Genomic DNA, 12,963 nt, shown 5'->3' with positions numbered 1-12,963 from the left:
ACACCGTTTTTGGGGGCCATGGGCACTCCTCAAAAACTTGATGATTTTTCAAAACCATGGTAGCCGCCTTACAAAGCCGTTGCCAGTCCATAGGATCACACATTTTCTGCAAATATGCCCATTTCGATACGTTCCTTCGCAGGGCCTCAGGACAGTGCTCCGAGCAGAAATCCAGGGCGATAGAGGAAGCAACGGCTTGTATTAGCCATAACCAACCCTTGCCACCCTGAGCGTCAGCGAAGGGTCTACGGGCGTTCCTGGAGATAATACTCATCTCTCGCAGGCGCGCTCTTAGACCCTTCGCTGACGCTCAGGGTGGCAAAGCATGAAGCGCGTTGTTACAGGCGCCACTGAACGCGACCGCTCAGATTTCTCCTCCCCGGGCGTCGTCGAAATGACTGCGGCGCCCGTGCGTTAAGCCTTGTCCTTCTGGCTCCTCAGGTCCTTCTTCACGCTTGCCTTTGCATAGGCAGGGTCGTACCACTCCCGGCCGAGCGCCTCTTTCTTGCTATGCATCCTGTCCTTCATGGGGTAGAGCGCCAGGCCGCGGTCTTCGAGCGGCAGCTTCACCGGCGCGTGGCCGCGGCGGGCCGACTCTCGCAGAGCGATGGCGATCTCCAGCACCTTGCGGAGGTTGTCGCCGCTGCAGCGCGGCTCGATGCCCTTCTCGATCGCGTCCACGATGGCGACTATCCCGCCCTTCTGCCGAGTGCCGCCGGGAGACATCCAGTCTTCCGTGCCGCCGAACTCGTCGAAGAAGTGCGTATCCTCGTGCTCGCGCGCCCAGGACTTGCGTTGCGCCGGGCCGCAATACAGGTGGCCGCTGTTCCAATCGGTAAAGTACACACCCTTCTCGCACAGCACCTCAAGGCCGTCGCGCGGAGTCTGCCTGTTATGGATGAACCCCGTGACGCCGTTGGCGAACCAAACCACTCCACCCATGTTCTGATCGTCGTTGCTCCAGGGGTCGCCGGAGACCCAGCCGGTCAGCCAGTCGATGTCCGACCAGCCCGCGAACATCCGGAGCGCGCTGAGGCCCTGGCACCCGCCGCCGGAAATCTCGATGGTCGACTGGTACAGGTTGATTGACTGCACGTGGCCGAGCTCGCCGGACTTGATAAGGTCCAGCACCTTCCAGTGCTGCGGCATGTTGATGTACGCGTCGCCTGCCGCGAAGGGGATGTTACGCTTCTTGCACTCCTCAACCATCGCGTCCGCGTCCGAGAGCTTCGCCGCGATCGGCTTCTCGCAATAGATAGCCTTCACGCCCGCCTGCGCGCATCCGATGACCACCGGCGGGTTGGGTGAGACCGGTAGAATGGGCGCGGCAATATCGATCCTCTCCTTCGCCAGCATCTCCTTGTAGTCGCTGTAGCCCGGAACGCCAAATGCGTCCATGAACCTCTGCCGGTTCTCCGCGTCCGTGTCGGCAATGGCCACAACCTTGGTCCTCGGGTGCCACTCGTATCCGTTCGCATGGCCGAAGCCCTTCAACCCCGCTCCGATAACGCCGACGCGGAACGGGTATATCTTCTCGTTTTCTGCCAAAGCAACGCTCCTGAAAATTAGCTGAGGACAATAGTACATCAACGCGCTCATGGTGCGGTAAGCAGCTTGCCATACGGACAATGAACGTACGTTTTGGGATTTACAGTGACGAATTCCTGAATATTTCCTTCCGGAGATCGACGATAGTGGGTGCCTTTGCGGCACTCTCGCGTGGTAACACTCTTCTTTGTCAACGGAGGCTACGATGCGCGGTCTGAACCTTTCCAGAGGGTGGGTCAGGTGGGCTGGGGCCGTCGCTGTTGGCGTTGCGGTGCTGGCGGTCATAGCGGGCGCGGCATGGAATTTGGCGCAGGACGACGCTCCTGCGGCTGCGGCAGTGACGTCCGGCGACGCCAGACTGTCGGAGGCGGAGTTGGCCTCCACCGAGCGGTCTGCCGCCACCTCGCCGTCCGACGGCCAGGCGGAGGGCATCCAGGTGCACGGCGACTGGGTCATCGAGGTCTCGAACCCTGATGGCACACTTGCCAGGGTGGTCGAGTTCGAAAACGCCCTGTACCCTGACACCGGGGCGAGCCATCTCGTGGCGGTCCTGAGCAGGGTCCGGAGCCAGGGGAGGTGGGCCGTCGCCATTGGTGAAACCGGTAGCGGTGGACCTTGTTTGGTCGAGGTGCCCGGAGGGACCGAGCCGTCTGCATGTTTTCTCGTGGAGCCTACCCTCGGGGTCCCTACCCCTGGCACACAAATCGTTGAAACCCTGACAGTTAGCAACAGCAATTTGGGGCGGACTATGGTCCTGAATGGCTCGGCGTTCGCTTTGACCGACGGGGTAATCGACTTCGTGCAAACTACAGCGTGGGTTTGCGCCGGTACCGTGGCGCCGAACAGTTGCACTTTTGACCAGGCCCAGGAATCGCGCGAGTTTACGTCGGCTACGCTGCCGGCTCCGGTCGAGTTGATTGAGGGCCAGCACGTCACGGTCCGCGTCTCGATATCGTTCCCCTAGTACCTGAGGTGTCGCCTGTGGGACGATTTGTAAAAACGGCTGCCGTGACGCTATTGGTCGGCGCGGTCTCTCTGTGGGCCGCGGCCAACCCGTCGCGCGCAGTTGCTGAGGGCGACGACGTGCTGATCGAGGTGTTCGAGACGGTAGGCGTATCCGATGGCAACGTTGTGCGCCCACAGGCCGATATCGTGCTGAGCGAATCGGTGGGCGTAGCGGACACGATGATTGTCAGGCGGGGCGCCGAGATCAACCAGTCCGAGACGATTGGAGTGACCGACGCAAGCCGGCTGGGCCCCGCCCGTCTGATAGAGGTGACCGTTAGCGTCGGCGCTCAAGACAGTCAAACTGCTCTGTCCGGCCGAAACGTCGCGGTCAATGAGTCTATTTAAATCATCGATGCGCGCAGGGCAGCCGGCGGCGCAAGCGTGAACGTAGATGAGACCGTGGAAGTGATCGACGGGCCCGAGGCCAAAGGGCAGGGGATTCTCGGCGCGGTGCCGGCCCTATCGGGTCCGCCCTTCGCCGCTCTCGCGCTGGCGCTTCTGCTGGCGTCGATATGGGCGCGGCGCCGTAGCGCGCGAGGCCTACACCCCCGCTAGCGCGCGCGTCTCCTCCAGCATCTTCGTCACCTGCTCCGGCGATTCCCCCTCCGCGTAGACGCGCAGGAGCGGCTCCGTGCCGGAGAAGCGCACCAGCGACCAGTAGCCGCCGTCGAGGACGTAGCGGAAGCCGTCGCGCGTGTCTATCTTCGATACGGCGCGGCCGGCGACGGCCCTGGGCTGGGCGGCCTTCACCTTCGAGAGGATGTCCACGCGCTTGGCCTCGTCGAACTTGAGGTCGATGCGGTGGTAGTAGTGCGGGCCCACCTTGTCGCTCAGCGCCTTCAGCAGATCCGACACCGACTTGCCGGTCTTGACCATCAGGTCCAGGATCATCAGGCCGCTCAGGATGCCGTCGCGCTCCGGGATGTTGCCGCGGAAGGCGTAGCCGCCGCTCTCCTCGCCTGCCAGCAGCGCGTCCTCCTTCATCATGATCGGCCCCAGGTACTTGAAGCCGACGGGCGTGTCGAAGACCGGGACGCCGTATATCTGGCCCAGGCGGTCCACCATGCTCGTCATCGTGATGGAGCGCACCAGCGGGCCGCGCTTCTTGAGCACCTCGAGCTGGTGGTAGCAGAGCAGGGCGAATGCCTGGAGCGTCGTCACGAAGTTGCCCTTCTCGTCCACGATTCCCAGCCTGTCCGCGTCCCCGTCCGTCGCTACGCCGACGCTCGCCTTCTGGGCGGGCACCTCGGCCATGAGCTGCTTCAGGTTGTGCTCGAGCGGCTCCGGCTGCACCATGCCGGGGAAGGCCGGGTTGCGGTCCGCGCGAATCTCCGCAACCTGCGTCTTGCCGCCCGCCACGAGCTTCTTGAAGTAGCCGGACCCGGCGCCGTGCATCGAGTCCACCATAATCTTAAGCCCGGAGCGCTTGATGCCGTCCAGGTCGACCAGTTTCCCGATGTTGCTCAGGTAGAGCGGCTCCGGATCGAACTTCTCGACGAGCTTCTTCGAAGTCGCGTCCGCCATGGGGATGCGGTTTACCTTGCCGGTGGACTCCACCTTAGCGATGAGCTTCTCTAGCTCCGCCACGACCTCGGGCGACGCGCTGCCGCCGTAGTGGGGCTTCACCTTGTAGCCGTTCCAGATGCCGGAGTTGTGGCTGGCGGTGATCACCACCCCCGCCGCCGCTTTCCGCGCCACCAGGTTGTAGCTGGCCACAGGTGTTGGGCAGGCGCGGTCGGCGAGGAGCACCTTGATGCCGTTGGCAGCCGCCACCTCCGCCACCGCGTTCGCAAAGTCCTCTGATGCGAAGCGCGTGTCGTAGCCGATGACGAGCGCCTTGTCGCCGTTGCCCTGGGCCTTCATGAGCTCGGCCGTTGCCTGGGCGCAGTAGCGGACGTTCTGGAAGGTGTAGTCCTCGGCAATGATAGCTCTCCAGCCGTCTGTGCCGAACTTGATTGGCATGGATGGTGCTCCTGGGGTGTACTGTGTAGCTATGATGATACAACGGGAATGGTGCGAGAGGGCGACGTTGCAGCGTCCGAATGGCCGTCGCTGGCGCGTGGACAGGCTCGTCTGCGGCGAACGGGACTCGCACCTGCCTGATGTCCTCGGACCATCCCCTGACCCCTTCCTGCCTTCGGCGGAAGGGGAAAAACAATTAGGAATCTGGGGCTCCGCCCCAGACCCCTACCTCTCTCCCTAGCCCTCTCCCCTGAGAGGGGAGAGGGGATAAATCCCTGAGGGCTCCGCCCTCAGACTCCCGTTCAGGCGGCATAGCCGCCTGCCTCAGAACCCCTTCCCTCCGAGTCGCAGGTCCCGTAAGAGCGTAGCGAATCTGAGGGAGCGGCAGGGGTTAGGTGGCTGCCTGTCCCTTTCTTACCTCTCCATCGACGGGAGAGGTCTTCGGCGCTTTGGCCGAAGGATGAGGGTGACTGTCTGCTCGGCTGTTGACCGTACCTCGTACCTCGCTCTGGACCCCGATGAGTCATCGAATCGGGGCTGTACCCCATACCCCGGCGGGGAATTCTGGGGCAGGCGGAGAGATGTCTTCGGATTACCTCTTCCTCTCCAGCACCGCGCGCACGCGCTCCGCCACTAGCTCCGCCTCGCCGTCAAGGAAGCCGTGTGGGTTGATGAAGAACGCCTCGCCGGGACGCTTGGCGGGCGCGACGATGATCTCAGGGTCGCCGGCAGCCAGCGCCGCGACGACCTCCTGCGGCTTGGGGCCGCGCCACTCCGGGGTGAAGCTCACCGATACCTCCGGCACCGGCGCGGTCCAATCGTGCTGGTCGATTCGGGCGGTCACGCCGGGGATCTCGCTGATCGCGTCGATGATCACCTGGTCTAGCTGCCGCCAGCGGCGCATGTCCGCGGCGTGGTCGCGCTTCACGTAGCTCTCAAGGGCGGTGACGAGGCCGACGATCTCCTCGCGGCACACCTTTGTGGGTCTCCCGACGCCCTGGTTGGGGCTGTTGCTGAGAGACGCCGCCGCGATCAGGTCCTTGCGTCCGGCCAGGATGCCGCTCGACTGCGGCGCGCGGATCGCCTTGCCGCCGCTGAAGGAGACCATGTCCGCGCCGTGGTCGATGAAGCGGCGGAGGTTCTCCACGGGCGGGAGCATCGCAGCCGCGTCCACCATGATCGGCAGGCCGTGCTTGTGGGCGATCTTGACCATCACGTCCAGCCCGTCGAAGGAGTCGGGCAGGGCGCGCGATGCGATGAAGGCGAGGCCGAAGGCGTTGGGGCCGATGGCGGCTTCGATCTGCGCGGGAGTCGCGCCCTTCTCGTCTCCCACCCACACCGGCTTCGCGCCCGCCTCACGCCACTGCTGCACGTACTTGTGCGTGTGCATCTTCTTGATGACGAACTCGTTCTTCATCCCCGTCGTGTCCGGCAGTTGAAGCGCCTTGCCCGGATCATTGCCGGTCATGCACGCCGCCGCCTGCAGCACCATCGCCGCCGCGCCGCCCGCCGTCACCAGCCCCGCCTCGGCGCCGGTGTGCCTTGCGATAACCTCACCCGCCCTCTCCACCAGCTCGTGCATGTGGACCATCACCTTGCTCGCCTCGGCCATGGCCGCCGCCGTCTCCGGCTCCATAATCGAGCCGCCGAGCTTCGTATCGGTGCCGAACGCGTTGATGACCGGCTTTATGCCGAGCCTGCCGTAGACGGCGCCGCGCTTCCTCAGATTCTCAAGCGCGACTGCGGACTTCGATGGGGCCACGGTGGGGTACCTCCGGGGGATGGATGCGGCTAAATGATACCCGGGCCTATCGAGGGTTCTCGATGGAGGGGGAGGGAGAGGATGCTTGCCTTGTCCTCCCTCTCCGTACCCAACCCAGCGGACGCAGTCCGCCACTACGAAAACGAAGACACCGCCACGCTACCACCCCAATCACCCTCTCTGTCGCCCAAAGCGGCGACATCTCCCCCATCGAGGGGGAGAAAATAAGTCAGCGAGGCCCCGAAATCTCGGGGCCTCACTTAATAAATCTCTTAAACTCTGCGTCTTCCCTCAGCGCCCTCTGCTCTTAATCCCTACGCCTTCACCGGCTTTGCGAACGCCTCTGCTTTGAGCAGCGCTGCCTTGTCCGTGCGCTCCCAGGGCAGGTCCAGGTCGTTGCGGCCGAAGTGGCCGTAGGTGGCCGTCTGCTTGTAGATCGGCCGGCGCAGGCCGAGGTCGCGGATGATCGCGCCCGGGCGCAGGTCGAAGTTCTTGTTGACCAGGTCCACGATTGTGCTGTCCGGCACTTTGCCCATGCCGAACGTCTCGACGGCTACGGACACCGGCTTTGCGACGCCGATGGCATAGGAGATCTGGATCTCCAGCCTGTCCGCCAGGCCGGCCGCGACGATGTTCTTCGCCACGTAGCGCGCGGCGTAAGCGGCCGAGCGGTCCACCTTTGTGGGGTCCTTGCCGGAGAACGCGCCGCCGCCGTGGCGGGCAACTCCGCCGTACGTGTCCACGATGATCTTGCGGCCGGTCAGGCCCGCATCGCCGACGGGGCCGCCGGTGACGAAGCGGCCGGACGGGTTGATGTGGAAGACGGTGTCCTTGTCCAGCAGATTGGCTGGGATGACGTGCTTTGCAACGTGCTCGATGACGTCTTTGCGGATGGTAGCCTGGTCGACGTCCGGGCTGTGCTGCGTGCTGACTACAACTGTGTGGACGCGCTTTGGCACGCCCATGGAGTACTCAACCGTAACCTGCGCTTTGCCGTCCGGCCGCAGGTACTTGAGGGTCTTGTTCTTGCGCATCTCTGCCAGACGGCGGCAGATGCCGTGCGCCAGGTAGATGGACATCGGCATGAGCACCGGCGTCTCATTGCAGGCAAATCCGACCATCATGCCCTGATCTCCGGCGCCGATGGCCGCAACCTCGTCGTACTTGCCGTCCTTGTTGCCGCGGGTCTCGAGGGAGTTTGTCACTCCGCCGGAAATGTCCTGCGACTGCTGGCCAATGGATACCATCACCCCGCACGACTGGTAGTCGAAGCCGTACGCGGGGTCCGTGTAGCCGGCCTCCTTGATGGCGTTGCGGACGATCGCCTGCATGTCCACCCTGGCGTTCGTCGTGATCTCGCCGATCACGGCAACGAGGCCGGTGGTTGTCGCCGACTCGCAGGCAACGCGGGACATGGGGTCGATGGCGATGAGCGCATCGAGCACGGAGTCGGAAATCTGGTCGCAAAGCTTGTCGGGGTGCCCCTCTGTCACGGACTCGGACGTGTACAGGTATTTAGGGGAAGTGGAGAACGTAGACGGCATATGAAAAGGACCCTCCCTGGGTACGCGCGCATGACCGGCGCCGCCGCCTCACGCGCTCGCGTTCAGACTTGCTCCGGCCCTCCCGGAGGGCCGCAAAACCACTATTGAGATTTACCTGTTTGCCGGAATAAATCAAGGCTTAGGTGCCTATCTCCCAGCTTGCCAGGTACTTATCCTGCTCCTCGGTGAGCACATCGATCTTGATGCCCATGGCCTGGAGCTTGAGGCGGCCGATCTCCTTGTCGATTTCGGCCGGCACCGAGTAGACCTTCTTCTCCAGCTTGTGTGCGTTCTCCACCATGTACTCGGCGGAAAGCGCCTGGTTGGCGAAGCTCATGTCCATGACCGCGGAGGGATGGCCCTCAGCGGCGGCCAGGTTGATAAGGCGGCCCTCACCCAGCAGGTAGATGCGCCTTCCATTGCCCATCAGGTACTCATCCACATAAGGCTTGGCCTGCCGCTTGCTGTCCGCAAGCTCCTCCATTGCCTGGATGTTGATCTCAACGTTGAAGTGGCCGCTGTTCGCGATCAGCGCGCCGTCCTTCATCACCTCAACGTGCTTCTTGTCGATCGCCTTCATGCCGCCAGTGAGCGTGATGAAGATATCACCGACCTTCGCTGCCTCGTCCATCGACATCACCAGGTGGCCGTCCATCGCAGCCTCGAGGGCGCGGATGGGGTCCACCTCGGTGACGATTGTGCTGGCGCCGAGGCCCTTGGCGCGCATCGCCACGCCCTTGCCGCACCAGCCGTAACCGGCAACGACCACCTTCTTGCCGGCCCACAGGACGTTCGTCGCCCTGGTGATGCCGTCGATGGTGCTCTGGCCGGTGCCGTAGCGGTTGTCGAACAGGTGCTTGGTGAGAGCGTCGTTGACAGCGATGACAGGGAACTTGAGCGTCCCGCTCTTGGCCATGCTGTTGAGGCGAATGACGCCGGTCGTCGTCTCCTCGGTGCCGCCGACGATGTCCTTGAGCGCCTCCTTGCGGGTCGTGTGGAGGGCCGATACAACGTCAGCGCCGTCGTCCATCGTTATCTGCGGCTTGACGTCTACTACCGCGTTAAGGTGCTTGTAGTAGGTCTCGTTGTTCTCGCCCTTGATGGCGAATGTGGGGATGCCGTACTCAGCAACCAGCGCCGCCGCCACGTCGTCCTGCGTGCTCAGCGGGTTGCTGGCGCACAGGGCCACGTCCGCGCCGCCCTGCTTGAGGGCGATCGCCAGGTTGGCCGTCTCCGACGTGACGTGCAGGCAAGCCGCCATTCTAATGCCCTTGAGCGGCTTCTCCTTCGAGAACCGCTCGCCGATCTGCCTGAGCACCGGCATCTCTCGCGCGGCCCACTGGATGCGCCGAACGCCGTCGGCCGCGAGTCCAAGGTCCTTAACGTCGCCCTTGTACGACTTCGTTGTTTTGGTCGCCAAAACGGTCCTCCTGGGGACGGAATCGATCGTGTTGTGGTCTTCCTCCTCTCCCCGAGGGAGAGGCCTTTGGGTGCTTTGACCCAAAGGGTGAGGGCTACGGCTGTTCTGCCCTACTAACTACCATTCTTCCGCCACGGCAGGCTCTCGCCGGCCGAAAGCGGCGTGAACTGCGTCAGGGACGAGAGGCCCCTGAAACGTGACTCAATATCTTTGTTCGTCAGGGTGTGAATGCGGTCCAGGCTGAAGCTCTCCACGGCGAACGAGCCCATCACGGAGCCCAGGATCGCCGCGCGGCGGAAGCCGTTCGCGCTCAGGTCGCCGGTGGCGGCAAGATAGCCCATGAAACCGCCGGCAAAAGAGTCGCCCGCGCCCGTGGGGTCCACGACCGTCTCCAGAGGGAACGCCGGAGCGGCGAAGATGGAGTCCTTCCGGAACACCAGCACGCCGTGCTCTCCGCGCTTGATGATCATCGTGTGCGGGCCCATGGAGATGATGCGCTTCGCAGCCTTCAGGAGGTTCGCCTCCCCGGAGAAGCTGCGCGCCTCTCCTTCGTCCATGAACAGCACGTCAACCTTCTGGACGACCTTGCCCAGCGCCTGCCGCTCGCCGCTTATCCAGAAGTTCATCGTGTCCAGCGCCACAAGTTTGGGGCGGGACGCCATCTGGCCCAGCACATCGAGCTGCAGGGCAGGGTGTATGTTCGCGAGGAAAAGGTACTGGTGCTTCCTGTGGTCCGGGTTAAGCTTGGGTTTGAAGTTGGCGAACACATTGAGCTGGGTATCCAGCGTCGTGCGTGTGTTAACGTCCTCGGCGCCGTACACGCCGGACCACCGGAACGTCTTCCCCGTCGCTTTCTCCAGGCCAGCGGTCTCCACGCCGTGAGACTTGAGCAGGTCGATGTCGTGCTTCCGGAAGTCTTCTCCGATAACCGCAACAAGGCTCACTGGTGTGAAGTAGCTGCTGGATACGGAGAAGAACGTCGCTGACCCTCCCAGGGCGTCCACGCGCTCCCCGGCGGAAGTCTTGACAGTATCGTACGCGACAGACCCAACGACGAGTACGGACATGCCTACGCCTTCTCGGCCTTGCGCTTGGCCTTAATCCTCTTCTGGGTCTTGCGATGCTTCTCCCAGGCCCTTCGCTTCGACTTGTTCATTGACTTTCTCCTTGTGTTTCTCTGCGTCCTGAAACTCTGCGCACTCTGCGCTTGATTTTCTCTCTTACGGCTCGTTGCCCCGGCTCGTCGGCAGACCCTTCTGTATCCAGACGGGCGTTCCGCCGTCCACGCTGAAGAGCTTCTCCTGGTCCAGCCCCATGGCTGCCGCCATCTCGCAGGCGAGCCCGCTCCTTGCGCCCACCGCGCAGATGAACACCAGGTTCTTGTCCCTGGGGAGGTCGTCTACCTTTGCGAGCACGTCATCCACGGGGATGAGCGTTGCGTTCTTGACGTGTCCGGACCGGTATTCGTCCGGCTTGCGGACGTCGATAAACATCGTGTCCGGCTTGCCGTGCATCTTACCGGCCTCATCCACTGTGAGCCTGTAATACGGCTCTCCTGGCTCTCTTCTGGGCATTATCTTAACCTCCGGCCCTGCCTGGGCCAATCCGAAGTCCGGTTGTATATGATACTCGTTCCCCGGCCTTTTGTCTTACTGCCGTTTCTTCGGCCGACTGCCGACTACTCACTGCTGACTGCCGGCTGTCACTTCACGTACTTCCCAATAATCGCCGAGAGCCGCGTCCGGGTCTCCTTGCTCAGGTGCTCTCGCCCGGTGATGATCGCGTTCTCGAGCGCGGCGCCGCAGGTACAGTCTCGCTTCTCCGGGAGAGCGCCAACCAGGTCCTGGACGATCTTCTGCGCGTTGGCGACATTCTTCATAAGGTTGGCGACGACCAGCTCGACGGAAACTACCTCCTCGCCCTGGCGCCAGCAATCGTAGTCGGTGACCAGCGCAAGGGTGGCGTAACAGATTTCCGCCTCGCGGGCCAGCTTCGCCTCGGGCAGCGCGGTCATGCCGATAATACTCGCGCCCCACGAGCGATAGAGCTCGGACTCCGCGCGGGTTGAGAACTGGGGCCCCTCCATGACGACGAATGTGCCGCTGTTGTGGGTCGCAACGTGCTTCTCGGACGTGGCGTGCAGGGACGCCCGTAGCTGAGGGCAGAAGGGGTCAGCGAACCCGACATGGGCCACGATGCCCTTTTCGAAGAACGAGCTCGGACGGAAGCCGCGGGTCCGGTCGATTAACTGGTCCGGCACCAGCATGTCCAGCGGCCGGACCTCTTCCTTCAGGCTGCCGACGGCGCTGATGGAGACCAGCCTTTCCACGCCCAGGGTCTTGAGGGCGTAGATATTTGCCCGCGCCGGTATCTCCGAAGGGGAGTACCGGTGGCCGCGGCCGTGGCGGGGGATGAACGCCACGCGATGACCCGACAGGGTCCCGATGACAACCTTGTCGCTCGGCTCACCGAACGGGGTCTTTATGGCGCGCTCCTCTTTGTCCGTGAGCGCCTCCATATTGTAGAGGCCGGAGCCGCCAATGAACGCCAGCTTGACTTCAGCCATGTGTATGCGCCTTTTTGAGATTCGCCAGGCCGGTGGTGTACGGCTTCCTGGCCACGCCAAGCTCAGTGATTATTGCCGCGATATAGTCGTTCGGAGTCACGTCGAACGCCGGGTTCATCACGGCTATGCCGTCCGGCGCGGACTTGTACCCGCCGAAGTGCGTTACCTCGCGGGCCGAGCGGTCCTCTATGACTATCCCTTCTCCGGACGAGAGGGTGAGGTCGATTGTGCTGAAGGGTGCCGCCACATAGAGAGGTATTCCGTGCTCCTTCGCCAGCACGGCCAGGCTATAGGTGCCTATCTTGTTTGCGGTGTCGCCGTTGGCCGCTATTCGGTCCGCGCCTACGATCACGGCCTGCACCTTCCGCTGCCGCATGAGCTGGCCGGCGGCGGAGTCCGGCAACAGCGTCGCCGGGATATGGTCGTGCATAAGCTCCCAGGCCGTCAGGCGCGCGCCCTGGAGGAGGGGCCGCGTCTCCGTGGCGTACACGTGCCCCAGCTTGCCGGCTTCCCACGCGCTGCGGATAACGCCAAGCGCTGTGCCATGGCCCCCGGTGGCGAGCGCTCCGGTGTTGCAGTGTGTGAGCACGCCGGCGCCCTGTGGGAGCAGGTCCGCGCCAAGCTTGCCCATGCGGCGGTTAGCCTTCTCATCCTCTTCATGGATCCGCAGGGCTTCAGCCAGGAGCTGCTTCTCCGCAGAACTGGGTGAGGTGACCACGTGGGCGTGCGCCATCATGCGGCGGACCGCCCAGGCGAGGTTGGCGCCGGTCGGCCTCGCGTTTGCGATCACATCCGCGGCCGCCTTGAGGCGCACCTGGAACTCGTCTGGGGTGTAGTCCGTGAGCTCACCGGCGGCGAGCACCACGGCGTATGCGCCGGCAATGCCGATCGCGGGCGCGCCTCGGACCCGCATGTGCTTGATCGCCTCGACAACTGCGCGGTAGTCGGCAAGCTCCAGCCACACCTCGCTTGAAGGCAGGTGCGTCTGGTCGAGCAGCATCACCTTTCCATCGCGCCAGTACAGGGGCCGTATTACTGTTGGGCCGGTGTTGGACAACTATCTCGTTTTCACAAAGAGAACTCCCCTTGTCCAGAGAAGTTCAGGTGAATGGTCGTCATGCTGCGGGCGGCTTGGACATGGGGGCGCTGGGCT

Annotated in this window: 11 protein-coding genes; 2 read left to right on the top strand and 9 right to left on the bottom strand. The window is 63.4% G+C overall.

Going from position 1 to position 12,963, the window contains the following annotated elements:
* Positions 1–414: 414 nt before the first annotated feature.
* On the bottom strand, positions 415–2,139 hold the full coding sequence (locus tag FJ319_07860) for a Gfo/Idh/MocA family oxidoreductase (GenBank protein MBM3934202.1): 1,725 nt from the start codon (positions 2,137–2,139) through the stop codon (positions 415–417).
* 157 nt (positions 2,140–2,296) lie between these two features.
* Here FJ319_07860 and FJ319_07855 point away from each other — a divergent pair, with 157 nt between their 5' ends.
* Together FJ319_07855 and FJ319_07850 are read left to right on the top strand one after the other, a co-directional pair.
* Positions 2,297–2,512, top strand: a complete 216-nt coding sequence (locus FJ319_07855; protein MBM3934201.1) for a hypothetical protein — start codon at positions 2,297–2,299, stop codon at positions 2,510–2,512.
* A 44-nt stretch (positions 2,513–2,556) separates the two neighbouring features.
* Entirely contained in the window at positions 2,557–2,901 is a 345-nt protein-coding gene (locus FJ319_07850) for a hypothetical protein (protein MBM3934200.1), read from the top strand.
* A gap of 195 nt (positions 2,902–3,096) precedes the next feature.
* Here the strand turns inward: FJ319_07850 and FJ319_07845 are convergent, their stop codons facing one another.
* The 8 genes from FJ319_07845 to mtnA all read right to left on the bottom strand — a co-directional run bounded on the left by FJ319_07845 (position 3,097) and on the right by mtnA (position 12,810).
* Positions 3,097–4,518, bottom strand: a complete 1,422-nt coding sequence (locus tag FJ319_07845; GenBank protein ID MBM3934199.1) for a phosphoglucomutase/phosphomannomutase family protein — start codon at positions 4,516–4,518, stop codon at positions 3,097–3,099.
* Between the two features lie 592 nt (positions 4,519–5,110).
* Positions 5,111–6,280, bottom strand: coding sequence for an aminotransferase class V-fold PLP-dependent enzyme (locus FJ319_07840; protein ID MBM3934198.1), 1,170 nt, complete (start codon positions 6,278–6,280; stop codon positions 5,111–5,113).
* A 314-nt stretch (positions 6,281–6,594) separates the two neighbouring features.
* A complete protein-coding gene (locus FJ319_07835; protein ID MBM3934197.1) occupies positions 6,595–7,824 on the bottom strand; it encodes a methionine adenosyltransferase in 1,230 nt (409 codons plus the stop codon).
* A gap of 139 nt (positions 7,825–7,963) precedes the next feature.
* Positions 7,964–9,244, bottom strand: coding sequence for an adenosylhomocysteinase (locus FJ319_07830; GenBank protein MBM3934196.1), 1,281 nt, complete (start codon positions 9,242–9,244; stop codon positions 7,964–7,966).
* A 113-nt stretch (positions 9,245–9,357) separates the two neighbouring features.
* Positions 9,358–10,311, bottom strand: coding sequence for a sugar kinase (locus FJ319_07825; GenBank protein ID MBM3934195.1), 954 nt, complete (start codon positions 10,309–10,311; stop codon positions 9,358–9,360).
* Between the two features lie 153 nt (positions 10,312–10,464).
* Complete coding sequence (locus tag FJ319_07820; protein MBM3934194.1) at positions 10,465–10,818, bottom strand: rhodanese-like domain-containing protein; 354 nt, start codon at positions 10,816–10,818, stop codon at positions 10,465–10,467.
* A 128-nt stretch (positions 10,819–10,946) separates the two neighbouring features.
* Positions 10,947–11,810, bottom strand: a complete 864-nt coding sequence (gene mtnP / locus FJ319_07815; GenBank protein MBM3934193.1) for an S-methyl-5'-thioadenosine phosphorylase — start codon at positions 11,808–11,810, stop codon at positions 10,947–10,949.
* Positions 11,803–12,810, bottom strand: coding sequence for an S-methyl-5-thioribose-1-phosphate isomerase (gene mtnA / locus FJ319_07810; GenBank protein MBM3934192.1), 1,008 nt, complete (start codon positions 12,808–12,810; stop codon positions 11,803–11,805). Before mtnA ends, mtnP begins: the two co-directional genes overlap by 8 nt.
* Positions 12,811–12,963: the final 153 nt, after the last annotated feature.

This window comes from SAR202 cluster bacterium, assembly GCA_016872355.1.
GTDB lineage: Bacteria > Chloroflexota > Dehalococcoidia > Lucifugimonadales > VGZY01 > VGZY01.
Note: the sequence above shows the minus strand (reverse complement) of the source record. Positions and strands in the feature narration are given on the sequence as shown.